Origin of the sequence: Streptomyces chromofuscus, assembly GCF_015160875.1 — a bacterium.
In the GTDB taxonomy this organism is placed as follows: Bacteria; Actinomycetota; Actinomycetes; order Streptomycetales; family Streptomycetaceae; genus Streptomyces; species Streptomyces chromofuscus.
In genome coordinates, this window is record NZ_CP063374.1 from 603,081 (window position 1) to 627,875 (window position 24,795).

20 protein-coding genes and 3 pseudogenes are annotated in these 24,795 nt (G+C 73.9%); 14 read left to right on the forward strand and 9 right to left on the reverse strand.

All coding sequences use genetic code 11. From position 1 onward, the window contains the following. Window positions 1–67: 67 nt before the first annotated feature. Entirely contained in the window at window positions 68–703 is a 636-nt protein-coding gene (locus IPT68_RS02640) for a class I SAM-dependent methyltransferase (protein ID WP_189701574.1), read from the reverse strand. Window positions 704–833: 130 nt separating this feature from the next. Here IPT68_RS02640 and IPT68_RS02645 point away from each other — a divergent pair, with 130 nt between their 5' ends. The 4 genes from IPT68_RS02645 (at window position 834) to IPT68_RS02660 (ending at window position 8,033) form a co-directional block, all read left to right on the forward strand. Beyond that, entirely contained in the window at window positions 834–1,700 is an 867-nt protein-coding gene (locus tag IPT68_RS02645) for a fructosamine kinase family protein (protein ID WP_228040207.1), read from the forward strand. Window positions 1,701–1,773: 73 nt separating this feature from the next. Beyond that, complete coding sequence (locus tag IPT68_RS02650; protein ID WP_189701572.1) at window positions 1,774–2,445, forward strand: lipoprotein; 672 nt, start codon at window positions 1,774–1,776, stop codon at window positions 2,443–2,445. 187 nt (window positions 2,446–2,632) lie between these two features. Continuing rightward, a complete protein-coding gene (locus tag IPT68_RS02655; RefSeq protein WP_189701571.1) occupies window positions 2,633–5,146 on the forward strand; it encodes a SpoIIE family protein phosphatase in 2,514 nt (837 codons plus the stop codon). A 292-nt stretch (window positions 5,147–5,438) separates the two neighbouring features. After that, a complete protein-coding gene (locus IPT68_RS02660) occupies window positions 5,439–8,033 on the forward strand; it encodes a SpoIIE family protein phosphatase (RefSeq protein WP_228040718.1) in 2,595 nt (864 codons plus the stop codon). Between the two features lie 200 nt (window positions 8,034–8,233). On the opposite strand, the gene IPT68_RS02665 is transcribed toward IPT68_RS02660, so the two are convergent. Beyond that, window positions 8,234–8,470 carry a hypothetical protein gene (locus IPT68_RS02665; protein ID WP_189701569.1) on the reverse strand — a complete coding sequence of 79 codons (237 nt, stop codon included), beginning with the start codon at window positions 8,468–8,470 and terminating at the stop codon, window positions 8,234–8,236. A 249-nt stretch (window positions 8,471–8,719) separates the two neighbouring features. Between IPT68_RS02665 and IPT68_RS02670 the strand changes: the two genes are divergently transcribed. Beyond that, window positions 8,720–9,187, forward strand: coding sequence for a hypothetical protein (locus tag IPT68_RS02670; RefSeq protein WP_189701568.1), 468 nt, complete (start codon window positions 8,720–8,722; stop codon window positions 9,185–9,187). A 242-nt stretch (window positions 9,188–9,429) separates the two neighbouring features. Here the strand turns inward: IPT68_RS02670 and IPT68_RS02675 are convergent. Next, window positions 9,430–10,952 (reverse strand): annotated as a pseudogene (locus IPT68_RS02675) (helix-turn-helix domain-containing protein). Window positions 10,953–11,286: 334 nt separating this feature from the next. Between IPT68_RS02675 and IPT68_RS02680 the strand changes: the two are divergent. The 4 genes from IPT68_RS02680 (at window position 11,287) to IPT68_RS02695 (ending at window position 15,091) form a co-directional block, all read left to right on the forward strand. Continuing rightward, window positions 11,287–11,916 carry an L-threonylcarbamoyladenylate synthase gene (locus IPT68_RS02680; RefSeq protein ID WP_189701566.1) on the forward strand — a complete coding sequence of 210 codons (630 nt, stop codon included), beginning with the start codon at window positions 11,287–11,289 and terminating at the stop codon, window positions 11,914–11,916. 115 nt (window positions 11,917–12,031) lie between these two features. Further along, window positions 12,032–12,787, forward strand: a complete 756-nt coding sequence (locus IPT68_RS02685) for a dienelactone hydrolase family protein (RefSeq protein WP_189701565.1) — start codon at window positions 12,032–12,034, stop codon at window positions 12,785–12,787. 191 nt (window positions 12,788–12,978) lie between these two features. Next, complete coding sequence (locus IPT68_RS02690; protein ID WP_189701564.1) at window positions 12,979–14,178, forward strand: glycoside hydrolase family 64 protein; 1,200 nt, start codon at window positions 12,979–12,981, stop codon at window positions 14,176–14,178. A gap of 424 nt (window positions 14,179–14,602) precedes the next feature. After that, complete coding sequence (locus IPT68_RS02695) at window positions 14,603–15,091, forward strand: gluconokinase (protein WP_189701621.1); 489 nt, start codon at window positions 14,603–14,605, stop codon at window positions 15,089–15,091. A 212-nt stretch (window positions 15,092–15,303) separates the two neighbouring features. Here the strand turns inward: IPT68_RS02695 and IPT68_RS02700 are convergent, their stop codons facing one another. From IPT68_RS02700 to IPT68_RS02710, 3 genes and pseudogenes are all read right to left on the reverse strand, one after another. Further along, window positions 15,304–15,576 (reverse strand): hypothetical protein, encoded by a 273-nt coding sequence (locus IPT68_RS02700; RefSeq protein WP_189701563.1) that lies wholly within the window; start codon window positions 15,574–15,576, stop codon window positions 15,304–15,306. 85 nt (window positions 15,577–15,661) lie between these two features. Next, window positions 15,662–16,454, reverse strand: a pseudogene (locus IPT68_RS02705) (SDR family oxidoreductase). A gap of 249 nt (window positions 16,455–16,703) precedes the next feature. After that, the gene (locus IPT68_RS02710; protein WP_189701562.1) at window positions 16,704–17,672 is read right to left on the reverse strand and encodes a TauD/TfdA dioxygenase family protein; all 969 of its coding nucleotides are present in this window, start codon (window positions 17,670–17,672) and stop codon (window positions 16,704–16,706) included. Between the two features lie 294 nt (window positions 17,673–17,966). Here IPT68_RS02710 and IPT68_RS02715 point away from each other — a divergent pair, with 294 nt between their 5' ends. Together IPT68_RS02715 and IPT68_RS02720 are read left to right on the forward strand one after the other, a co-directional pair. After that, complete coding sequence (locus IPT68_RS02715; RefSeq protein ID WP_189701561.1) at window positions 17,967–18,797, forward strand: aldo/keto reductase; 831 nt, start codon at window positions 17,967–17,969, stop codon at window positions 18,795–18,797. A gap of 53 nt (window positions 18,798–18,850) precedes the next feature. Further along, window positions 18,851–19,436: pseudogene (locus IPT68_RS02720) on the forward strand (DNA polymerase ligase N-terminal domain-containing protein); the annotation flags it as partial. 50 nt (window positions 19,437–19,486) lie between these two features. Here the strand turns inward: IPT68_RS02720 and IPT68_RS02725 are convergent. Next, window positions 19,487–20,515: an alpha/beta hydrolase family protein gene (locus tag IPT68_RS02725; protein ID WP_228040209.1), complete on the reverse strand. Its 1,029-nt coding sequence runs from the start codon at window positions 20,513–20,515 to the stop codon at window positions 19,487–19,489. 39 nt (window positions 20,516–20,554) lie between these two features. Further along, window positions 20,555–21,028 carry a peroxiredoxin gene (locus IPT68_RS02730; RefSeq protein WP_189701560.1) on the reverse strand — a complete coding sequence of 158 codons (474 nt, stop codon included), beginning with the start codon at window positions 21,026–21,028 and terminating at the stop codon, window positions 20,555–20,557. Window positions 21,029–21,279: 251 nt separating this feature from the next. Between IPT68_RS02730 and IPT68_RS02735 the strand changes: the two genes are divergently transcribed. After that, window positions 21,280–21,429: a hypothetical protein gene (locus IPT68_RS02735; RefSeq protein ID WP_189701559.1), complete on the forward strand. Its 150-nt coding sequence runs from the start codon at window positions 21,280–21,282 to the stop codon at window positions 21,427–21,429. A 52-nt stretch (window positions 21,430–21,481) separates the two neighbouring features. Here the strand turns inward: IPT68_RS02735 and IPT68_RS02740 are convergent, their stop codons facing one another. Next, window positions 21,482–22,702, reverse strand: coding sequence for a cytochrome P450 (locus tag IPT68_RS02740; RefSeq protein WP_189701558.1), 1,221 nt, complete (start codon window positions 22,700–22,702; stop codon window positions 21,482–21,484). Between the two features lie 259 nt (window positions 22,703–22,961). Between IPT68_RS02740 and IPT68_RS02745 the strand changes: the two genes are divergently transcribed. Then, entirely contained in the window at window positions 22,962–23,648 is a 687-nt protein-coding gene (locus IPT68_RS02745; RefSeq protein WP_189701557.1) for a response regulator, read from the forward strand. 73 nt (window positions 23,649–23,721) lie between these two features. Continuing rightward, window positions 23,722–24,705 carry an ATP-dependent DNA ligase gene (locus IPT68_RS02750; RefSeq protein WP_189701556.1) on the forward strand — a complete coding sequence of 328 codons (984 nt, stop codon included), beginning with the start codon at window positions 23,722–23,724 and terminating at the stop codon, window positions 24,703–24,705. Window positions 24,706–24,795 lie beyond the last annotated feature (90 nt).

The window sequence follows — 24,795 nt, forward strand, 5'->3', positions numbered from 1 at the left end:
CCGCCGGTGCCGGTTCGCGCAGTTCAGGGACTCGCGGGGTTTCCCGCGGGCTTCCCGCCGTGACTCCTCACAGGCGCCGCAGCCGCCACACGTTGTCCTCCCGGAACCCTTCCACCCCCTCGGGTGAGACGCTCGTCCGCCGTACGGTCTCCGCCGTCTTCACGGTCCAGCTACCCTCGGGCAGCGCCAGTTCGGCCAGGACGCTCTCCCGGGTCGGGAAGACGGCCTCGAAGGGCGGCTCCGTCTGCCACGACGGCCAGCCGGCGTGCATCACGATCAGCAGCGTGCCGTGGTCGGCGACGGCCTCGGCGGCGCGTCGCAGCACCCCCTGCTGGTCGAGGCCCACCGGGGACTGCAGGTACTGGGCGTTCACCAGGTCGAAGGCGCCCTTGGGGAAGGTGCGGCCGAGCTCGTGCCGTTCCCAGGCGGTGCGGTCGCCGACCCCGGCGTCGGCGGCGTGCAGCGCGGCCCGTTCCAGCGCGGTGGACGAGATGTCGACACCGGTGACCCGCCAGCCCCGGGACGCCAGCCACACCGCGTCGGCACCCTCCCCGCAGCCGAGGTCGAGGGCGGTACCGGGCTCCAGGTCGGCCGCCTCGCGTACGAGCAGGGCGTTGGGGCGGCCGCTCCACACACGGTCGGTGTCGCGGTAGCGGGCCTCCCAGAAGGCGGCGGGCTCGGTGGGTGCGGGAAGTTCGGTCATGGCCTCTCCTCGGGCGCTGTCGGGGCCGGTGCGGCGTCCTGGGACCGAGCCTCACCCGGCCGGGACTCCAGGACAAATGCCTTTGCCGATACCGCAAGTCGGCGGTTCCGCGCTGTCGTACGGTGGGGCCGTGCACGGAAGCGACCAGGGGCCCGAGGGCGCGGCGGCCCGCTTCACCGGGCGGGCGGTGACCGGCCTGCGGCCGCTGTCCGGCACGCTCGTCGAGGCGATCCTCGACGACGGCCGGGTGGTGATGGTGAAACGCCATGACGCGCCGGGCGGGGTGGGGGCAGAGGCGGCGGGCCTGCGGTGGCTCGGTGCCGCGGGCACGGTGCGGGTTCCGGCCGTGCACGGCCATGACGGGCGCTGGCTGGTGACCGACCGGGTGCCGGAGGGCCGGCCCGACGGACGCACGGCCTCGCGGTTCGGGCGGGACCTGGCCGCGCTGCACGCCTGCGGGGCCGAGGCGTTCGGGGCCGCGCCGCCGGGCGGACCGCGCGACGCCTCGATCGGGCTCGCTCCCCTGCGCAACGTGCCCGGCACCGACTGGCCCGGCTGGTACGCCGAGCACCGCGTGCTGCCGTACCTGCGCGCCGCCGTGGACGACGGCACGCTCCGCGCCGGGGAGGCGAGCGTCGTCGAGCGGGTCTGCGAGCGGCTCCCGGAGCTCGCCGGGCCCCCCGAGCCGCCCGCCCGGCTGCACGGCGACCTGTGGAACGGCAACGTGCTGTGGGGCGCCGACGGGCACGCCTGGCTCATCGACCCGGCCGCGCACGGCGGGCACCGCGAGACCGACCTCGCCATGCTGCGTCTGTTCGGCTGTCCCCACCTGGACGAGGTGCTCGACGGCTACCAGGAGGCCGCCCCGCTCGCCGACGGCTGGCGCGAACGGGTCCCGCTGCACCAGCTCTTCCCGCTGCTCGTGCACGCCGTGCTGTTCGGCCGGTCCTACGCCGAGCAGGCGGTCGGGGCGGCGCGGGCGGCGCTGGCCCGCTGAGTCACGGGCCCGCGGGCTGTCCCGGGCGGCGCCCGGGATACAGTGCCCGCCTCGACCGGGAGGAGACACGGCGGTGCTGGTGGGGGCGGGGAACGCGTGGCGGGGGCTGGTCCACGCGGCGGTGGTGGCAGGGCTGCTGACGGGATGTGGGGGCGGGCCGGCGGAGGGCGACGCCGAGGCGGCGGCGAGCACATCGGCCGCCGCGGACCCGGCGACCGCGACCCCGGCGTCCGGCGAGGCCGAGAGCGGCGGCACGATCGGGACGGTGGGATCGGCCTGCGAGCTGCCCGTCACCTTCGACATCGCCGCGCGCTGGGAGGCGGAGTCGGTCGCCGTCGCGCAGGACGCGCCGAAGGAGCTCGCCGACCTGGTGTGGCGGCAGGGACCGGTGACCGCGGCCTGCGAGGTGGACGCCAAGCCCGCCGGCCACATCGGCTTCCTGCGGGTCTTCACGGGCGAGCCGGGCGACACCGACACGCGTGCCGTACTGGAGGCGTTCCTGGCCGCCGACAAGGGCGTCGGCGAGGAGACGTACCAGCCGTTCGCGACGGGTGACCTCCACGGCACCGAGGTCGAGTACCTGTACGACAGCGAGCTGACGGACGGGACCAAGACGGAGCGCGCCCTCGCGGTGACCACGCCGGACGGCCCGGTCGTCCTGCACCTCGGCGGGCTGGACACGGCGGAGCACCAGGCGATGCTTCCGGCGTACGAGCTCGCGAAACGCACGTTGCGGACGTCCTGAGGCGCTCCGGGCAGCCGCTCGGAATCCGGTCCACCGTCCGGCGGACCCGCGCTGTCCGGGCCGCTCCTCCGCGCCGGACCCTCGCGTGCGGCCCCGGACTCATGCCCGCCCGGGTGCGCCCGAGGGCCGTCGAGGCGCATCCTTGCTGTGTCGCCTGCGCCACGCGCGCAGGGACGAGGTAGGGCCGATGACTGGGAGCGCCGAGGGCGGTAACGCGACACCCGGCGGGCCGGCAGCGCTGCTGGCCGACGCCGCGGGCCGAGCGGTCCGCGCCGCCGACGGCCGCGCCGCGGGCGTCTATCTCCCCTCCGGCTCTCCCGGTGTGCTGCGCCTGGCCGTCCTCGTGGGCCTGCCCGTTCGACTGTACCGGCCCTGGTGGCGGCTGCACGCGGACCGCCGGTTCCCGGTCTCGGACGCCTACCGGCTCGGCGTGACGGTGATGCTGCCGAACACCACCGAGAGCATGCGCCGCTATCCGCAGTTCGCGGCCGCGCTGCCGTACGCCGTGGGAACGATCAACGTGCCCGTCATGGGGAAGTCCGCGCCGTGCGGCGTCCTGACCGTGCTGGTGCCGCCGGTGTGCGACGTCGGCGAACTGCTGACCCAGAAGGACCGGCTGGCCGCCATCGCCGATGAGCTGGGGGTCGCCATGCGGCGGCTGGACGCCGCGGGAGTGCCGCTCGCCTGGGACGACGAGCCGCTGTGCCTGCGTCCGCCCGGGACGCGTCCGACGGCGGGAGGGATCGGCCGTTTCGACTGGCACCCGGCGACCGACGTCGTCACGGTGGACGACAGCGCGCGCGTTTTGATGCGGCTGACCGCCGGGGAACAGCCGTGCAGTGCGGACGCGCTGGTCCGGGCCGTGGCCGCCGAGGACGCGGACCGGCTCGTGGAACTGCTGCAGGAGGCGGCCCGGGGCAAACAGCCGTCCGGGCCGTTGCACCTGCGGACCGCCGAGGGCGCGCCCCGGCTGGTGGAGCTGTGGTGTCCGCAGGCCGCCTTCCCCGATCCGGACCAACCGGTCGGCGGGATCGTGCTGGACACGGGCTCGGTGGCCGGCGCGGCCGCCGACCAGTTGCCCCAGGGAGTGTTCTGCCTGGACCGGCTGGGCCTGATCGTGTACGCCAATCAGCGCGCCGCCGAACTGCTGGCCGAGCCTCGGGCGCGGTTCCTCGGGCAGGCGCTGTGGGAGGGCGTGCCGTGGCTGGGCCAGCCGGCGTGCGAGGACCATCTGCGGGCGGCGCTGCTGTCGCCCGAGCCCGTGCACTTCCGCGTCCGACGGCCACCGCCGGGCGAACGGGCCTGCGAGACCCGGGACGTGGAGCCGTACGACGGTGACTGGCTGTCCCTCTCCGTCCACCCCGGCCCCGACCTGCTGACCTGCGTCATCGCCCCTGCCCCGCGCGGCTCGCGGGACCCGGTCGCACCCGAGCCGGCGGCCGACGCCGCCGCTGACGACGTGGCGGCGAGGTCACTGGTGCACCGGCCGATCGCCCTCGCCATCGCGCTGACCGAGGCGACCACGGCCCGGCAGGTCTCCGCCGTGGTGATGCAGGAAGTGCTGCCCGCGTTCGGCGGCCGCCGCCTCGCCATCTACCTGCTCCAGGAGCGGCACCTGTACCTGGCCTGGGAGACCGGCTTCCCACCGGGGTTCCTCGCACCCTTCGAAGGCGTGGGCCTCGACGCCCGGCTACCCGGTGTGGAGACGCTGACCACCGGCCGTCCGCTGTTCTTCGACTCGATGCGGCAGCTGGCGGACACCTACCCCGGCATCCCGCTGGACGCCGTCGAGGGCGCCCGCGCCTTCCTGCCGCTGATCGCGTCCGGGCGCCCGATCGGTTCCTGCATCCTCGGCTTCGACCGCCCCCGCAGCTTCAGCACCGAGGAACGCACAGTCCTCACCGCGCTCGCCGGGCTGGTCGCGCACGCCATGGAGAAGGCACAGCGCTACGAGACCGAGGCGGCGCTCGCCCGCGGTCTGCAACGTGCGCTGCTCCCCCGGCGGCTGCCGGTCCATCCCCGGGTGGAGACGGCGGGCCGGTACCTGCCGGGAACGCAGGGCATGGACGTCGGGGGCGACTGGTACGACGTCGTCGAGGCCGGGGACGGGCTCGCCCTGGTGATCGGCGACGTGCAGGGGCACGGGGTGCAGGCCGCGGCCACCATGGGTCAGCTGCGCAGCGCGGTCCGCGCGTTCGCGCTCGACGACCGGCCGCCGGACGAGGTGATGAGCGGCACCAACCACCTGCTCATCGATCTCGACCCCGGCCAGTTCGCGACCTGCTGCTACGTCCGTCTCGACCCGGTCACCGGGCTGGCCATGGTGGCCCGCGCGGGGCATCCGCCGCCGCTGCTGCGCCGGCCCGGCGGCCGCACGCTCGTGCTGGACCTTCCCGGCGGCGTGGTGCTCGGGGTCGATCCGCTCGCCCAGTACCCGGTGAGCCAGTTGGTGATGGACCCCGGTGCCGTGCTGGCGCTGTACACGGACGGGCTCGTCGAGCGGGCCGGCTGCGACATCGACGAGGGGATCAGCGCGCTGCGGACGGCGCTGGCCAAGGCCGGTGCCACGTCGGGCCTACCGGGCGGCCGCTCCCTGCTGACCGTGGCCGACCGGCTGACGGCGACCGCCCGGCGCGCCTCGAACCGGCCCGACGACATCGCGCTGCTCCTCGCCGCCCGCCGGACCGCAACGGTGGGCTGAGCACCGTGCGCCGGCGCCCTCACAGGTCGCGCCCGCCACACCGCAGGGCGTGACTTCCCTCGCCTCCCCGGGCTCGGCAGTGTAGACAGGGCACATGGTCCGGCAATTGGGCCGATCCCGGACTCGGCCCACCCGTCCCCCCGCTCCAGCGCCCGCCGCAGGCACGCCTGCCCCCGGGCTGAGCACGCAACGGTCGCGGTCGGCCGCAGGCGGTGGGCCGGACGGACGGCGGGGTGACCGGCCGTGGCGAAATCCCGCCGCGGCGGTGCGCTCCGCGCTCAGCGGGCGCAGCGTGGCCGGGCAGGTGTTCGTCTTCCAGGTCGTGATCGTCCTCCTGCTGGTCGTGGTGGCCGTGGTCGCCCTGGTCCTGCAGAGCCGCTACGACAGCACGATGGAGGCCCGCAACCGGTCCCTGGCGGTCGCCGAGACGTTCGCCAACGCGCCGGGCACCCGGGCGGCACTGGCCGCGCCCGACCCCACGGCCATCCTCCAGCCACGGGCCGAGGCGGCCCGGAAGGCGGCGAAGGTCGACTTCATCGTCGTGATGAACACCGACGGCATCCGGTACACGCACCCCATCCCGGACCGGATCGGCAAGCAGTTCGTCGGCTCGCTGGGGCCCGCGCTGGCCGGCAGCAGCGTCGTCGAGGAGATCGAGGGGACGATCGGGCAGCTGGTGCAGGCCGTGGTGCCGGTCAAGGCGCCCGACGGCAGGGTGGTCGGCCTGGTGTCGGCCGGCATCACCACCGAGCACGTGGGCGGCGCGGCCAACCGGCAGATGCCGCTGGTGCTGTTCACCGCGGCGGGCGCGCTGGTCCTGGCCACGGCGGGCACGGCGCTGGTGAGCCGACGGCTGCTGCGCCAGACCCGGGGCCTCGGGCCGCGTGAGATGACCCGGATGTACGAGCACCACGACGCGGTGCTGCACGCCGTTCGGGAGGGCGTGCTCATCGTCGGCGCCGACGGCGACCTGCTGCTCGCCAACGACGAGGCCCGCCGGCTGCTCGGCCTGCCGGACGACGCCGAGGGCCGCCGCGTCGACGACCTCGGACTGCCGGCGGACACCGCAGAGCTGCTGAGCTCCGGGCGGGTCGTCACGGACGAGGTGCGACTGGTCAAGGACCGGCTGCTGGCGGTCAACCAGCGGCGCACCCATCTGCGCGGCGGCCCGCACGGCAGCGTGGCGACCCTGCGCGACTCGACCGAACTGCGGGCCCTGTCCGGCCGGGCCGAGGTGGCGCGGGAACGCCTCGACATGCTGTACGCGGCCGGCGCGGGCATCGGCACCAGCCTGGACGTGACCCGTACCGCCGAGGAACTGGCGGAGCTGGCGGTGCCCCGGTTCGCGGACTTCGTGACCGTGGACCTGTTCGAGGCCGTGCTGAGCGGCGAGCAGCCGGAGTCCCGGACCGATCTGCGCCGCACGGCCCTGGCGGGCGTGCACAAGGACCCGCCGCTGTATCCGGTGGGCCGGCGGATCCGGTTCGTCAACACCTCGCCGCAGGCCCGCAGCCTGCTCGCCGGGCGGGCGACCCTCGAGCCCCGCCTGCGGGACGCGCCGGGCTGGCAGGCGCAGGACGTCGACCTCACCTCGCAGGCCCTGGACTACGGGATCCACTCGCTGATCACCGCTCCCCTGCGGGCGGGCTCCCTGATCCTCGGGATGGTCACCTTCTGGCGTTCCGACAACGCCGAGCCCTTCGACACGGAGGACCTGGCACTGGCCGAGGAACTGGTCGCGCGGGCCGCCGTGTCCATCGACAACTCCCGCCGCTACACACGCGAGCACACCATGGCGGTGACGCTGCAGCGCAGTCTGCTGCCGCGCAGGCTGCCCGAGCAGAGCGCCCTGGAGATCGCGTACCGGTATCTGCCGGCGCAGGCCGGGGTCGGCGGCGACTGGTTCGACGTACTGCCGCTGTCCGGCGCCCGGGTCGCCCTGGTCGTGGGGGACGTGGTGGGGCACGGCCTGCACGCCGCGGCCACGATGGGCCGGCTGCGCACGGCGGTGCACAACTTCTCCTCCCTGGACCCCGCGCCCGACGAGCTGCTCGGACTGCTCGACGAACTGGTCGCCCGGATCGACCAGGACGAGGAGGCCGAAGGCGGCAGCGCGCCCGTCACGGGCGCCACCTGTCTGTACGCGATCTACGACCCGGTGGTGGGACGCTGCTCGATCGCCCGGGCCGGGCACCCGCCGCCGGCGCTGGTGAAGCCCGACGGCAGCGTGGAGTTCCCCGACGTGCCCGCCGGTCCCCCGCTGGGCCTGGGCGGTCTGCCGTTCGAGACGGCCGAGGTGGAGGTGGGGGAGGGCACCCGGCTCGTCCTGTACACCGATGGGCTGGTGGAGGACCGGCAACGGGACATCGACGTGGGCCTCGACCTGCTGCGCACCGCCCTGGAACAGGCGGGCCCGTCACCGGAGGACACCTGCCGGGCAGTGCTGGCCTCACGGCCGGCGGACCGGCCGAGCGACGACATCGCCCTGCTCGTCGCCCGTACCCAGGCCCTGGGTCCGGATCGGGTGGCCGCCTGGGACGTGCCGTCCGATCCGGCGGCCGTCGCCGAGGTACGCGCCTCGGTGACGCGACGCCTGACCGAGTGGGGCCTCGAGGAGCTGACGTTCACCACCGAACTGATCCTCAGCGAGCTGGTCACCAACGCCATCCGCTACGGCGGCACGCCGATCCGGGTGCGGGTGCTGCGCGACCGGAGCCTGATCTGCGAGGTCTTCGACGGCAGCAGCACCGCCCCGCACCTGCGGTACGCGGCGATGACCGACGAGGGCGGGCGCGGCCTGTTCCTGGTCGCACAGCTCGCCGAACGCTGGGGCACACGCTACCTGCCCGGCGGCAAGGTGATCTGGGCGGAACAGCCGCTGCCGTGAGGTGACGCGGGGGAGGAGGGCGCGCCGAGCCCCGGATCCGGCGGGGCAACACGCCACTGGCCGTCAAGGTGCACGGCGACAGCCGTCCGTCGGCCGACAAAAAGCCACCCCGTCGGCCGACGGCTCGCCCCACACGCACGCGGGCCCGGACACCGGCGTCGCGCGTCGGTGCCCGGGCCCCGGCCGTCCGGCGGGCCGGATCAGCCGCCGGCGAGCCGGGAGCGCAGGAGGGCCTTGCCCATTTCGGCCCCCTTGCGGCTGTCCGCCTGGGCCTTGCGGAACAGTTCCGCGACCTCGGAGTCCTTGTCGCGTTCCGCGTCCTGGATGTACGTCTCCAGGCGCAGCGCGTTGTTCAGACACGCCTCCACGTACCAGATCAGGTTGTAGTCCTTGTCCGGCGTGCCGGTCACGCCGCCGGTCTCCGTGCCACTGGTCATCCGGGCCTCCTCCTTCGCCGGTTCGACGGGATCCTTCGGGCGCGGACCCCTCAGCGCGGCACGGGTACCCCTCTGCCCGACGGGCACACAGGCGGGCCCGCGGTACGTCGAGCAGGGGAACGGGCCTCGAACAGAACCGCCGCAAACGCCAGGCCGCGCCACCCCTTCCGCCGGATAGAAATATCTACCAGCATGCATATGCCGGATCGGCCCGCACCCGGGTCGAGCGGACATCCCCCGGAGCGGAACATGAGCGATCTCGTCTGGACGCGCGGAGTGGAGTGGCTCGCCGCCGCCGCGTCCGACCCCAGGGCATGCAAACGGGACTGGGACCGGGGCGAGGGCATAGCCCTGCTGGAGGCCGGCCGCTTCTGGGACGTGCTGAGCGTTCCGGACCAGCTGGGCCTGCTCACCCTGGACCTGCTGTGGCGGCCCACGCTGCCGGTGCCGGGACCGACGCTGGTGGACACGGCCGCCCACCGGGTCGGCTTCTTCCTGCCGCCGGACCCGGACAGCAAGTGGATCGGCGCCGGTCTGCGGCACGCGGGCGAGGGCTCCTGGGTGGCGGTGCCGCCGCCGTACCGGTCGACCCGGTTCCTGGAGTGGCTGATCCCGCCCGACGGCACCGGCGAGCTGCACTCGCCGACCACCCTGGAGCTGGCACTGCGTCAGGCCAACGGCAGCCTGTCGGTGCTGGCGCCGCTCTGCGGGGGCTGACGGCCGCGTCGGACGACAACTCACTGCTGGTGAAGGTGTTCCGGGCGTCCCCGGTCGACGGAAGGTGCGCCGTCGCTCATCGCTTCGGGCCGGCCGGCGGCGGGGCGCGGGGCGTGCGGCCGGGCCGCTCGGGGCGCGACCGGTCCCCCGTTCCGGTCGTGCCCCTGCGGCCCGTCTCGAACCTACGTGCCGGGTCGGCTCGTTGTGAACCGCGTCCATGCCCGATCGGTCGCCGCGAGGACTCACCCGTGCACAGGTGCGTCCGGATGGCCCGAATTCGCCCCTACAGGGCCGGCCGGTCGAGGTCGCCGAGCGCCAGGTGGGCGAGCACCACCTCGTAGAGGTCACTGCCCCCGGCCAGAAGCTGCCGTTCGAGCACGGGTTCGGCACTGCGCACGTGCTCGCGCACGGTCTGCGCGTGGACGCCCAGCAGTTGTGCGGCCCGTTCCGCGTTGCCGCCGGCCGCGATCCAGGTGCGCAGGGTGCGGCGCGGGTTTCGGGTGTCGCTGTCCAGGCGGCCCAGGAGCTCGCCGGCCCAGGTGTGCAGGGCGGGCCCGTCCAGCAGATCGGCCAGCCGGGTGTCCGCGCCGTCCTGGCCGTCGGGCTGCTGGGCGAGGCCGGCCTGGGTGTTCAGGGCCAGGTGGACGGCGGCCCGGACGGTGAGGTCGGACAGGTCGGCGCCCAGCAGTCCCTCGACGCGTTCCATGCGGGCGCGGACGGTGTTGCGGCTGACGCCGAGCACCAAGGCCGCGTTGACGGCGGTGAACTCCAGCCCCAGACGCATCGTGGCGAGGAGTTCGGCGCGGGTGTGGTGCGGCAGCGTGTCGAGGGGGCGCAGGACGCGGGCCGCCCAGCCGCGCAGGGCGGCCGGGTCCATGAGGCGTTCGGGGTGGGTGCGTTCGGCGTACACCGCCGACTTGTCCGGGCGGAAGTGCGCGACGGCCAGGGCGCTGACGGCCTGGCCGTACGCGGTGGCCGTCTGGGCGAGGCTCTGCCGGGCGCTGCCGCCGAGGAAGGTGCCGGGCCGGCCGCTCACCAGCCTGCGCAGTTCCGCGGCGGCGGCCTCGCCGGGCGTCACCACGATCACGTGCGCGTCCATGGCCGGGCAGCGCACGACGAGAGCCCGCTCCGAGGTGGCGGTGAGGCACTCCTCGGCGAGCCGGTCGCGGTCCTCGGGGCGGCTCTCGGCGACGTGGACGCTCGCCGTGTCCGTGTCGAGGAGACCGGGCCACAGCCCGGCGGCGACCCGGCGGGCGGAGACGGTGTCCTCGACCATGAGCAGTTGCAGGATCGCCAGCCGCAGATCCGACGTGGCGCGTCGCAGCCGGTTCACCGCCGCGGCACTCTCGCGGGCGCGCAGCAGCAGCTCGAGCACCCCGGCGGTGTGGGCGACGATGTCGGCGGTACGCCGGTCGAAGGGGGCGGGGCGGGAGACGGCGAGGACGCCGGCCGCGGCGGAATGCGGGAGTTCGACCCTGACCAGCCGCAGGTGGCGCCCGTGGTCCTGGAGTGCGGCGGAGGCCAGCCGGCCGGAGGTGATGTCGGCGACCGGGGCCTCGTCGAGCGGGGCGGGGGTACCGGCGAGGAGCGTGCCGGTGTCGTCCTGGAGCGCCACGTCCGCGCGTGCGGCGTCGGCGAGCCAGGCGACGACCTTGCGGACATCGCGTCCGGCCGGCCGCAGGTGGTCGAGCAACTCCTGCGCCCACGTCGCGTCCACGCCGTCCGCCCCGTCGGGGCCACGGCCCTCACCCTCTCGGCCGGCCACGTCTCTCCCGCTCCTTCCACGTCACGGCGCGCCCGCGTCGGGCACGTTGGTCGGGGACCTTACCTCAAGGTCAACTGCGTGGCCTGGGACTTTCGCGGGGTGGACCGCGGACGGGGGGTGAGAAGCCGCGGAGGACGGGCAGGGCGATTCCCGGGACGACCGGGCTCGGGACGGGCGAGGGCGCGTGCCGTGCGGGCGGACACGAATTCCCCGGCGGACCCGGGATGTCAACGTGGCCATGTGGGAGCGGCGGTGGTCTCGGCCCTGGGCAGCCGGCGGCACGGACCCGCACCGCATGTCCGCCGGGCCCGCTTCCCCGGCATAAGCTCGGCAGATGGCGAAGTACTACGACGTGCACCCCGACAACCCCCAGCCGCGCACCATCTCCCAGATCGCGGACAGTGTCCGGTCGGGGGCGCTCATCGCGTACCCCACCGACTCCTGCTACGCGCTCGGCTGCCGTCTGGGCAGCAAGGACGGCATCGACCGGATCCGGTCCATCCGCCGGCTGGACGACCGGCACCACTTCACCCTCGTGTGCCAGGACTTCGCGCAGCTCGGCCAGTTCGTGCGGATCGACAACAACGTGTTCCGCGCGATCAAGGCCTCCACGCCGGGCAGCTACACGTTCATCCTGCCCGCGACGAAGGAGGTGCCGCGCATGCTCCAGCACCCCAAGAAGAAGACGGTCGGCGTGCGCATCCCCGATCACGTCGTCACCCAGGCCCTGCTGACGGAGCTCGGCGAGCCGCTGCTGTCCAGCACACTGCTCCTGCCCGACGAGGACGAACCGATGACGCAGGGCTGGGAGATCAAGGACCGGCTGGACCACGTCCTGGACGGGGTGGTCGACTCCGGGGACTGCGGCACCGAACCGACGACGGTGATCGACTTCTCCGAGGGGGAGGCCGAGATCGTACGGCGCGGGGCGGGCGACATCACCCGCTTCGAGCAGTACGGGTAAGCGGCGGGCGGGGCGGGCGACGGGGTTCTTGCCCGCGCGTGTCACGATGGCCGCCGTCGGGCCCGCCGAACCGGCGGGCCTTCGTCGTCGACCCCGCGGAGAGGCGCACCCACCCATGACAGCCGTACGGGGAACAGTCGTGGACATCCCCACCGAGGACGGCACCACCGACGCCTGCCTGACCCTCCCCGGCGACGACGGCCCGCGTCCGGCGGTCCTGTTCTTCATGGACGCCTTCGGCCTGCGGCCGCAGCTGACGTCGATGGCCGACCGGCCGGCCGAGGCGGGGTACGCCGTCCTGGTGCCGAACGTCTTCTGCCGTCACGGGCGCGCCCCGGTCGTGGGGTTGCCCGACTTCATCGACGCCGAGGCCCGCGGCGGGCTGCTCCGGCAGATCATGCCGATGGGGCAGGCGCTGACCCCCGAGCTCGCGATGCGCGACGCCGGCGCGTACCTGCGCTGGCTGGCGGAGCTTCCCGAGGTGGCGGACGGCCCGGTCGCGGTGACCGGCTACTGCTTCGGCGCGCGGCTGGCGCTGCTCACCGCCGGGACGTACCCGGAGCGCGTCGCGGCGGCGGCCGGTTTCCACGGCGCCCAGCCGGCGACCGAGACGCCGGACAGCCCGCACCTGCTGGCGGACCGGATCACCGCGGAGGTGTACTTCGGTCACGCCGACCAGGACCCGTCCATGCCGCCGGAGCAGGTCCGGCGCCTGGAGGACGCGCTGACGTCGGCGGGCGTACGGCACCGCTGCGAGGTCTACCCCCATGCGACGCACGGTTTTACGCAGGCGGACACCGCTTCGTACCACGCGGAGGGCGACAAGCGGCACTGGGCCGCGCTGCTGGACCTGCTGGAGCGCACTTTCTGACGGCCCCCTCCTCAACGACCCCCGGGCGGTGTCCGCATCAGGCGGGCACCGCCTGTCCCCTGTCGCACGCGTGGACAGCCATCACACGCATTGACATGCACGCGCCCTGGCGCGAATCTGAGAGCGCTCTCACCCACAGGTACGGACCAACCCACCGAACCAACTCCCCCCACACCGCACGGAGGTGGCGAGTGCTCACCAGCCTCAAACACCGGCTCCTGACGGCGGCCTCGGCGGCCGCGCTGCTCGGCGCCCTGCTCACGTTCGGCTCCGCGCCGGCCGCGGACGCCGCGGTGCCCGCGACGATCCCGTTGAAGATCACCAACAGCTCCGGCCGCGGCGACCCGGTGTACGTCTACACGCTCGGCACCTCGCTGACGACGGGGCAGCAGGGCTGGGCCGACGCGAGCGGCGTCTTCCACGCGTGGCCGGCCGGCGGCAACCCGCCGATCCCGGCACCGGACGCGTCGATCCCCGGCCCGGCCGCCGGGCAGTCCAAGACGGTCCGCATCCCCAAGCTGTCCGGCCGGATCTACTTCTCGTACGGGCAGAAGCTCGACTTCCGCCTCACCACGGGCGGTCTGGTCCAGCCGGCCGTGCAGAACCCGAGCGACCCGAACCGCAACATCCTCTTCAACTGGTCCGAGTACACCCTCAACGACTCCGGCCTGTGGCTCAACAGCACGCAGGTCGACATGTTCTCGGCGCCCTACGCGGTCGGGGTGCAGCGCGCCGACGGCAGCGTGAGCACCACCGGCCGACTGAAGCCGGGCGGCTACACCGGGGTGTTCAACGCGCTGCGGGCCCAGCCGGGCGGCTGGGGCGGGCTGGTCCAGACGCGGTCGGACGGCACGGTGCTGCGCGCCTTGTCGCCGCTGTACGGGGTGGAGACCGGTGCCCTTCCGGCGTCGGTCATGAACGACTACATCGACCGGGTCTGGCAGAAGTACGCCACGACGACGCTCACCGTCACACCGTTCGGGGACCAGCCCGACACCAAGTACTTCGGGCGCGTCTCGGGTGGCGTCATGACCTTCACCAACGGTTCCGGCGCGGTCGTCACGAGCTTCCAGAAACCCGACGCGAGCAGCGTCTTCGGCTGCCACCGGCTTCTCGACGCCCCCAACGACCAGGTACGCGGCCCCATATCCCGCACCCTGTGCGCGGGCTTCAACCGCTCGACGCTGCTCACCAACCCCAACCAGCCGGACACCTCGTCGGCGAACTTCTACCAGGACGCGGTGACCAACCACTACGCCCGGATCGTCCATGACCGGACGGCCGACGGAAAGGCGTACGCCTTCGCCTTCGACGACGTCGGCCACCACGAGTCCCTGGTCCACGACGGGAACCCGCAGCAGGCGTATCTGACGCTCGATCCGCTCACCTGAACTCCGGCTCCCGCACGCGGACCGTCCGCGTGCGGGACCGAACGGCGTGTCCCTGTGCTGCGCGGCCGGAGCGTCGGTGGACGACGATGAAGCCGCGCCGCAGCCCGGTTGCGCGGACCGCCTCGTCCGACGTGCCGATGCCACTCGTCGACCGGCGGGTCCGACAGGCCCTCGACAGACCCCGCCCCGGCGCGCGACTTGATCGTGCCGAGCGTGTGCTCCTCGCAGCTCCTGGCTCCGCTGTCCGTGCCCGATGGGCGGATGCGCCCGGTGAGGGCTCGGAGCCGGCCGGGGTGTGCTGCGGACGGCCTCGCGCCGCGTGCCGGGGCGTGACGGGCGATAGTGGACGGGTACCAGTCCTCCACCACCGCTCGAGGGAGAATCGTTGACCGGCATCCATCACGGGGCACGGGTGGTGGTCGTCATGGGTGTGTCGGCCCCCGGGAAGTCCACCGTCGGAACACAGCTCGCGCAGCACCTGGGCGTGCCGTTCCTGGAGGGCGACGAGCTCCACCCCGCGGCCAACCTCGCCAAGATGGCCTCCGGGCACCCCCTCGACGACGATGATCGCCGGCCGTGGCTGGCATCTCTCACCGAGTGGATCAGCTCGGCGGCGGCGAGCGGGCGCGGCGGTGTCGCCGCCTGTTCCGCGCTGAAGCGGGAGTACCGGGACCAGTTCCGGCGCACGGGGGCCGACGTGTGGTTCGTCCACCTGGCCCTCGATCGTGCGGTGGCCCGGGAGCGCATCGCACACCGCAAGGGCCACTTCATGCCCCCGCGGCTGCTCGATTCGCAGTACGCCATCCTCGACCCGCTCCAGGCCGACGAGCCGGGCCTGACCGTCGACGCGTCCGGCAGCCCGGGGGAGGTTCTGGCAGCGGCCCTGCGGTCGGTGGCCGGGCCGGACCGGTAGCCCGACCTCGCCGGGAACGACGGGCGAGTCGTCCTCGCCCGAGAGACCGACCCCGCGTGCCGTCGAGGGCGACTCCCGGCAGGCGTTCGCCGCTCTCGCACTCGCCGCGACGCGGGACCACCCTGAACGCGTCGCCCGCCCAGCCCTGGGCCGCGGCCGTTCACCCGGCCGGGATCGCGCCGGGCGTCCGCGCGGGCCCCAGGGGCACCAGGTCACCCTCTCCGGCGGTGACCACAACCGCCTCGGGTGACCGGCTCCAGCCGGCTGTCCACCCGGACCACGAACAGCGCCTCGTGTCCCGGCGGACGGGGAAGGGCGGCGGACCGCACGCGGAACACGGCGCCCCGCGCAGGGCGGGACGCCAGGACGTGCCGGACGAGATGCGGTCCGAAGACGGTGTCGCCGACGGCGTACGGGGCGACCACGCCCTCGCTGTCGGGGGACGGGCCGCCCCGGTGGACCGGGCCGACGACACCGTCCCGCATCACGATCGAGGCGGGGCGTGCACCGGCGAGTGGGCCGTGTCGCGCATGGCAACCTTCTCTTCGGGGCCGACGCGGGCGAGGTGAGTCAGCCGCCGGTGGTGAACCCGGGGAAGAGCGTCATCCCGCCGTCCACGTAGAGGGTGGTGCCCACGACGTAGTCCATCAGGTCGGAGGCGAGGATGACGGCCGCCCGGGCGATGTCCTCGGGGTCTCCGACGCGCCCGGGGGATCAGCCGGAGAAGGTCCGACCGGGCCTCGGGGGTCTCCCAGGCATCGCGGTTGATGGCGGTCCCGATGGCTCCGGGGGCGATCGCGTTCACCCGGATCTTCCGCGGCGCGAGTTCCTGGGCCAGCGTCTCCATCATCATCCGGACGCCGCCCTTGGACGCGGCGTAGTTGACGTGCCCCGCCCACGGGATGAGCTGGTGCACGGAACTCATACAGATGATCTTGCCTGCCGCGCAGGACACCTCCGGGACGACCCCGCGCCGCAGGAACTCCTTGGCCGCCTCGCGCGCACAGAGGAACTGCCCGGTGAGGTTGACGTCCAGGACCTTCCGCCACTGGGCGAGCGTCATCTCGGTGAAGGGGGCGTCGCGTTGCAGGCCGGCGTTGGCGACCAGGATGTCGATGGTGCCGAACTCCTCGATCATCCGGTCCGTCATGGCGACGACCTGGTCCTCGTCGGAGACGTCCGCCTCGTAGGCCGCCGCACGCACGCCGAAGGCGGTGATCTCCTCGACGACCCGGTCCGCCTCCTCGGGCCCGGTCACGTAGTTCACGACCACGTCGGCCCCGGCCCGGCCCAGGGCGACGGCGGTCGCCCTGCCGATGCCGGAGTTGGCACCCGTGACCAGCGCCTTCTGCCCCTTGAGCAGATGTGCGGCGAGCACGCCCGGGGACGCGGCCTCGGGGGAACTCACGATGCTGTCTCCTCGGCTGAGTGGCGCGGACCAGCCGGGCCGCGGCCCGGAGGTTCAGCGGCACACAATCACCGGGGGCGGGCGGCGGCACGCCGGGCAGGCGCGCATTGCGCCAACCAGCCGGAAATCCCCACCCGGTGGAGCAGGGCCGTCAGCCGGGCGCCCTCGACGCCCCCGAGGTCCGTGTGGCTTGGGCACCGGAGTTCACCAACGTCCCGGCTCCGTGCCGGTGATCGGCTGCGACGGCTTGCCGTCCACTCCGACGGGCACGTCACCGGCGAGCATCACCCGGTGCATGATCCGGGGGTGACCGAGGTGGGCGTTGTCGCTGGGCGCCAGGTGGATGGTGGCGCGGTTGTCCCAGAAGGCCACGCTGCCCGGCTCCCAGCGGAAGCGGACCGTGTACTCGGGCCGCACGGCCTGCTCCAAGAGCATCTCCAGCAGCAGCCGGCTCTCGGCGCGGGAGACGTCGGTGATCTGCTCGACGTAGTAGCCGTTGACGTACAGCACCCGCTCGCCCGTCTCCGGGTGGACACGCACCAGCGGGTGCACGGAGGCGACCTGGTGGTCGAGCAGGTGCCGGAGGTAGGCGTCGTCGCCGGGCCGGGGCTGGTAGCCGACGCCGAGCCGGTGCTCGGCGCGCAGTCCGTCCACGAACTCCCGCACCGGCGCGGACAGTCCGGCGTACGCCGCGGCCAGATTCGACCAGGTGGTGTCGCCGCCGTACGGCGGGACGGTCTCCGCGCGCAGGATGGTCGCGGCCGGCGGGTCGACGCGGGCGCCGTGGTCGCAGTGCCAGCCGCGCAGCAGGGTGTGCCGGCGGCGCCGCAGCCACTCGTCGTGCTCCATGCCGAACCGCCCGCCCAACTCCAGCCGGTCGGCGGTCGTCTCGATCTCCGGGAAGCCGGCCGGTGAGGCGCCGCCCCGCCGCCCCAGCGCCACCGGCTCGCCGAACCGCCGGGCGAACGCCACGTGCGCGGCGTGGTCCAGCCGCTGCCCGCGGAAGAACACCACCTTCCAGCGCAGCACCGCCTCCCGGACGGCGGCCACGTGGGCGTCGTCCAGCTCACCGGCCAGGTCGACGCCCGTGATCTCCGCTCCGATGTGCCCGGCGACGGGGTTCACCTCGACCCCCGCGGCCCGCTCCCCCGCCATGGCCCCGTCCGTCGTCATGCGCGCTCCGATGGTCGTCCGGTCGGCTCAGCCCAAGGCCCGTGAGGTTCCGGCACCGCCGTCGGCGACGCGCCGCCGCCGTCCCGAACCGGGAAAGGCCTTCCGGACGATCGTGGCAGCGATCTCCCGCCGTGGCGACAGCGCCTCGTCCGCGCTGCACGCGTTCCGACGCAGCGAGCGGTGTGCCGGCCGCCGGGGGCGGTGCGGCGCACACGGGCGCTCGCACCGCGGCGGCGAACGCTGCCGGGCCCGCCCATACTGTCGGTACGGCACAGCGCGGCTGAAGGGTGGACCGTGAACGGCATTCCGGCGCACACGCTCAACGACGGCACGACGCTCCCGGCGATCGGGCTGGGCACCTGGCCGCTGGACGACGCCCAGGCCGAGCGGGCGGTGCTCACCGCCCTGGATCTGGGCTACCGCCTGATCGACACGGCGACGAACTACCGCAACGAGACGGGGGTGGGTCGCGCGGTGGCCCGCAGCCGTGTCCCGCGCGAGGAGATCGTGGTGACGACGAAGCTGCCGGGACGGCACCACGGCTATGCCGAGACCCTCGCCTCCTTCGAGGAGTCCCGGCGCCGGCTGGGGCTGGAGCAGGTGGACCTCTATCTGATCCACTGGCCGCTCCCCCGCGTCGGCAAGTACGTCGACTCCTGGCGAGCCATGATCAAACTGCGCAAGGACGGCCTCGTCCGGTCCATCGGCGTCTCCAATTTCACCGTCGAGCACATCGAGCGGCTGGAGAAGGAGACGGGCGTGCTGCCCGCGGTGAACCAGATCGAGCTGCACCCGTACCTCCCGCAGGAGGAGCTGCGCGCGTTCCACGCCGAGAAGCACATCGTCACCGAGAGCTGGAGCCCGCTGGGCCCGGGCACCGGGCTGCTCCAGGACCCCGTCGTCGTGACCGTCGCCGAGTCCCTCGGCGTGACGCCGGGTCAGGTCGTGCTGCGCTGGCACACCCAGCTGGGCGCGCTGCCCATTCCCAAGTCGGCCGACGCCGAGCGGCAGCGGCAGAACCTGGACGTCTTCGGGTTCACGCTGAGCCCCGCGCAGATGCAGGCCCTCGCCGACCGCGATCCCCGGCGCACCGGCGGGGACCCCGCGGTCCACGAGGAGTTCTGACTCAGGAGCCCTGGGACACCCGGCGGCCGGGGCGGCACGGAAGGAGTCCCGAGGTGGGAGACGTCGACCGGCTGCGGACCCACCGCGCGAAACGGGATGTCCAGGTCTGGCGAGCCCGAGGGACGCGCGCACGCCACCGGCGGCGCGCCGCGGTTCGTGGTGCAGATCCACGACGCGGGCACCCTGCACCTCGACTTCCGGCTCCAGGTCGACGACGTCCTGAAGTCCTGGTCCGTCCCGAAGGGGCCGTCCGCCGACCCGAGGGACCAGCGCCTCGCCGTGCCGACGGAGGACCATCCGCTGGAGTACGAGGAGTTCGAGGGCGTCATCCCGGCGGGCGAGTACGGCGGTGGGACCGTGATCGTCCGGGACAGCGGTACGTACGAGCCGCTGAGCCACGACCGCGCCGGGCGGCCGGTCGACTTGGGGGAGTCGCTGGAGCGGGGGCACGCCAGGTTCCGGCTCCACGGGTCGACGCTGCGCGGCGAGTACGCGCTCACCCGGTTCCGCGGCGGTCCGGGCGAGGCCGAGGCCTGGCTGCTGGTGAGGGCCGGGCACGGACGGGGGCGCGGCACGCCCGATCCACGGCGGGCCCGCTCGGTGCGCAGCGGCCGAACACTCGCCCAGGTCGCCGCGGACGGCCGAGGGCGCCGACCCGCCCGGCCGGGACCGGCACGCCGTGCCGGTCGTCAGCGCAGGTGGCGGTCGAAGAAGTCCATGGTGGTGTCCATGGAGGCCCGCCACCGCGTGGAGAACGTGTGCCCCTCCCCCGGCTGCTTCACCAGCCGGACGTCCTTGCCCGCCGCCTCGAACGCGGCCGCGGTCCGCTCGGACCACGTCAGCGGGCAGGTGTCGTCCGCGGTGCCGTGCTGGATGAGGAGCGGCTCGGTCACCCGGTCGACGTAGGTGACCGGTGAGACCGCCCGCCAGAAGGCGGGGTTCTCCTCGGGTGTGCCGTGCTCGGCCTCGATCTCGGCGACGAGCGGGTCGCCGCGGGGCCGCTGGAACCGGTCGATGTTCTCCTCGGGACGCGAGCTGACCGGCGCGTAGACCACGGCGGCGTCCACCAGGCCCGGTGCCACCACCAGCGTGTTGTACACGACGCCGCCGCCCATCGAGCGCCCCAGCAGGCCGATCCGGTCGCCGTCGATCTCCGGGCGTCCGGAGCCGCGCAGGGCCTTGACGGCGGCGATGACGTCCTCGGTGTAGCCGAGGCGGAGGCCGACGTCGTTGTCGGGGTCGTCGTCGGAGCCGGCGTGGTTGCGGTAGTCGGTGTGCAGGACGACGTAGCCGTTGCGGGCGAGGAGGTCCTGCTCGCGGGCGAGTCCGCGGCCGGTGGTGTAGACGGCGGGGTCGATGTAGCCGTGCGCGAGCACCAGCGCCGGGAAGGGGCCTTCGCCCTCGGGCACGTTCATGAGACCGGAGATGGTGAGGCCGTTCGCCCGGTAGGTGACGGCGTACTGGGTGTAGGCGTCGGTCCGGGCGCGTACGGCGCCGAGGCGCAGGTCGCCGCCCCGGTGCTCGCGGGCGATGAGGCCCGGGATGGATACGGGGTCGGGCGGTTTCGGTGTCGGGGCCGCCGTGCTCGGGCGCTCGGCGCGGGTGGACGGCGGGGAAGGTGTGCCGGTGGGGGTGGCGTCGCCGTCGCCGTTCGCGCAGCCGAGCGCGGCCGCCAGTACCAGTGAGGCGGTGACGCAGGCCTTGCCTCGCAGCCGCATGGGGTCAGTATCGCGGACGCGGCCGCGTCGGTCAGCGGCTCACGGGGTGCGCGGGGCGCGCAGGGCGGCGAGGGCCCGATCGGCGTGGGCGTTCATGCGCAGTTCGCTGCGGACGACCTCCAGGACGGTGCGGTCCTGGGCTATGACGAAGGTGACCCGCTTGGTGGGGGCCAGCTGGAAGCCTCGCTTCACGCCGAAGCGTTCGCGGATCGCGCCGTCCGTGTCGGACAGCAGCGGCATGCCGAGCGTGTGCCGTCCGACGAACTCCGCCTGTCGCTCGACGGGATCACCGCTGACGCCGACGGGCCGGGCGCCGACCGCGGCGAACTCCGCGGCCAGGTCGCGGAAGTGGCAGGCCTCGGCGGTGCAGCCGGCGGTGAGGGCGCCGGGGTAGAAGAACAGCACGACCGGTCCGTCGGCGAGCAGTTCGGTGAGCCGGCGGGGCGTGCCCGTCTCGTCCGGCAGCTCGAAGTCCTCGATCGCGTCGCCGACTTGTGGCTGGGACGGGGGCACGGTTCCTCCTCGGATCGCCTTCCGCGTGATCCTACTCGGCGGTGGAGCGAGGGCGGCACCCGGTGCGTGGCCGCGCGATCAGGAGGTGCACGCCCGGGCGGTGGTCCGCGGTTCGGGGTCGTCGTCGCTCGCCGCGGCAAGAGAGTCGTCGACCATGCGGTGGAACAGTGCCGCGAGTCGCCCCGTTCCTCGGCGACCAGTGCGCCAGCGCCAGCTGCATGCCGCGTGCCCCGACGTCCCGGATCCGATCGATGGCGTGGCGGCCGGCACGTCGACCCCCGGGCCGGCACGTCGACCCCCGCCACGTCGAGATCGCCGACGGCCGCGCGTACGTGGCCGACAAGTCCTGTGCCGGCGAGGGCGGCGCGGACCTGCTGACGCGCATCGACCTGAAGCACTGAGCGGCGACGGCGGGGCACCGACGCTCACCACCGGCACGGTGCCCCGCCGTGATCACCACCGCACGGGGACCTCGCTCAGCCCTCCGACGGCCAGCCCTTCGAGCGGCCGCAGGTCCGCCGCCGGGACGGCGAGTTCCAGGGTGGGCAGCCTGCGCAACAGCATGTCGAGGACGACGGTCAGCTCGATGCGGGCGAGTCCCTGGCCGAGGCATGCGTGGGGGCCGGCGCCGAAGGCGAGATGGGGGTTCGGGCTGCGGTCGAGTGCCATCTCACCGGCCGCCTCGAACGCGCTGTCGTCCCGGTTGGCGGCGGCCATGCTGCACACGACCGTGGTGCCGGGCGGCAGGACGGTGCCGCCCACCTCGGCGGGTGCGTCGAGGTAGCGGGGGATGCCGATGCCGGGGTTGGCGTCGAAGCGCAGCGCCTCCTCGACGGCGGAGCGCGCCAGCGCCGGTTCGGCGAGCAGGCGCTCCCAGCGCCGCCGGTCGGCCAGCAGCATCGCCACCATCTTGCCGATCATGTTCGCGGTGGTCTCGTGCCCGGCGACCAGCAGCCCCTGGCCGGTGGCGACCAGCTCCCGCTCCGACATGCGGTGGCCGTCGGTGTCCTCGGCGGTGATGAGCTCACCGAGCAGGTCGTCGCCGGGACGCCGCCGTTCGGCGGCGATGTGCGCGGACATGTACGCGGTGAAGTCGGCCTGCGCGGTGTCGATCTCCTCCTGCGTGTAGCGCGTCAGGTTGAGCAGGGTGTCCGACCAGTGGGCGAAGCGGTCGCGGTCGGCGTCGGGGACGCCGAGCAGCTTGCAGATCACCCGGACCGGCAGCGGGAAGGCGAGGTGCGCCCTCAGGTCGGCGGGGTGGCCGTGCTCGCGCATCTCCTCGACGAGCCGTCCCGCCATCGCCTCGATGCCGGGGCGCAGCGCGTTCATGCGCCTGGCGGTGAACCACCGGCCCACCGTCCGCCGCCAGCGCTGGTGGCGTTCACCGCGCTGGGGGACGGCCGTGGCCATCTCGCCGCCGAAGACGCCGCCGGACTCGTTCTCGGCGATCCGGGCGGCGCCGTCCGCGGTCGGCAGCCGGCCGAACCGGGGGTCGGCGAGGACCTGGCGGACGTCGTCGTAGCGGGTGAGCAGGGTGGCCTCGTCCCCGCTGGGCAGGGTGACGCGGGCGACGGGGCACCGCTGCCGCAGCCGCTCCCAGGCCTCGGGGGCGGCCAGGGCCGTACGGCCGTACATCGGATACGTCAGCGGCTGCTCGGGGTCACCGGGGCTCATGCGCCCTCCTGAGGTCAGGCGTTCGCTGCACCACCAGGCAAACCCCGGAAGCCGGTCGAGTCAAACGGCTGACGTGTCCGAGTGAGACGGCACCTGCCTCGTGACACGTGCGGCCACCGCCCGTCTTTCCCGGTGAAGATCGCCCACCATGGGACCAGACCCGACCGGAGATCCCGACCAGCTGGCGATCACCTCACCGGCGAGGTCACCACCCGACTGCCGCCGTACCCACCCCTGAGGCAAGGGAAGAACGCACCTCATGACCATCCGCGTGCTGCTCGCCGACGACCAGGCCCTGCTCCGGGCCGCCATCCGGATCCTGATCGACTCCTGCGACGACATGGAGGTGGTGGACGAGGCCACCGACGGTGCCCGGGCGATCGAGCTCGCCCGCACCCACCGGCCCGACCTCGTCCTGATGGACATCCACCTGCCCGGCAGCGACGGCCTGGCCGCCACGACGGCGATCTGCGCCGACCCGGAGCTGTCCGCCACGCGCGTGCTGGTCCTCGCCACCTCCGACATGGACGAGGAGGTCGCCGAGGCGCTGCGGGCCGGGGCGAGCGGTTTCCTCGGCAGGGAGGCCACCGCCGACGCGCTGCTTGACGGCATCCGGACGGTGGCGTCCGGCGAGTCCCTGCTCTCCCCGCTCGCCACCCGCGCCCTGATCACGCGTTACCTGGCCGCCTCCGCCGAGGACCGGCTCGCGACTCCCGAGGACCTCGCCGCGCTGACCGCCGAGGAACGCGAGGTGCTGGGCCGGGTGGCCGAGGGGCAGTCGAACGCGGAGATCGCGGAGAAGCTCCTGGTCGGTCCGTCGGACGTACGCGCGCACGTCCGGCAGGCGATGACGAAGCTGGGCGCCCGGGACCGCGCCCAACTGGTCGTCATCGCCCACCAGTCGGGGTTGGTGCGAGCCGTACCGCCGCGGTCCGGGGCCCGCTGACCCCACCCGCCGTTCAGGGGAAACCTGCGCGCGGGGCGCGTGCGGCCGCCCCGCCCCGTCGACACCTCAAGCCGTGACCCTGCCGCTGATCGCCCCCATGCTCGCCACGCCCGGCACCCTGCCGCCCGCCGCGCAGGACGCGCGGTGGGCGTACGAGACCAAGCAGGACGGCCAGCGCGTGGTGGTGTATCTCCCCGGCGACGGAAGCGTGGTGCTGCGCGCGAGGTCCGGTGAGGAGATCACCGCCGCCTACCCGGAACTGCTGCCGATCGGAGCCGCACTCGGCGGCACGGCCGCGGTGCTGGACGGGGAGGTGCTGGCCCTGGACGAACAGGGACGCGCCGACTTCCAGTTGCTCCAGTCCCGCATGGGTCTCGCGCACGCCCCGGCGCGTGCGGCGCGGCGGGCGGCCCAGGTGCCGGTCCATCTGGTGCTGTTCGACGTGATGCACCTGGCCGGGCACTCCCTGATCGGGCAGTCCTACACCCGCCGGCGCGCCCGGCTGGAGGAGCTGGGTCTCGCCGGTCCCTTCTGGTCCACGCCGGGCGCGCTGGTCGGTCATGGCGCGCAGGCCCTCCAGGCCACCCGCGAACACGGTCTGGAGGGCCTGGTCTGCAAGCGGCTGGACTCGGTGTACGAGCCGGGGGTGCGCTCCCGGGCCTGGATCAAGATCCGCAACATGCATGGGGAGGACGTCGTCGTGGGCGGCTGGCAGCCCGGCAAGGGGCGGCTGACCGGCCTGCCGGGCGCGGTGCTGGTCGGCCAGCGCGACGCCGCCGGGCGGCTGCGGTACGTCGGCAGCGTGGGCACCGGCTGGAGCGAGGCGGAGCGCACGGAACTCGCGGCGCTGCTGCGCGAGCACGCCAGCGACGTCTGCCCCTTCGTCCCGGCGCCGGCCGCGCCGGGCGCGCACTGGGTGCTGCCCCGGCTGGTCGGCGAGGTCCGCTACAGCACGCGCACCCGGGCCGGACTGCTGCGCCAGCCGTCCTGGCTGCGGCTGCGACCCGACCTCACGCCCGGGGAGTCCACGGCCGATCTGCCGGACCACCTGGCCTGACGCCGTGTCGGCAGACAATTGTTGAGCTGTCCTTCACCAGCGGGACGCCTGTGACCTCTTGGCGCGGACGGGGATTGCCGGGAAGCTGAA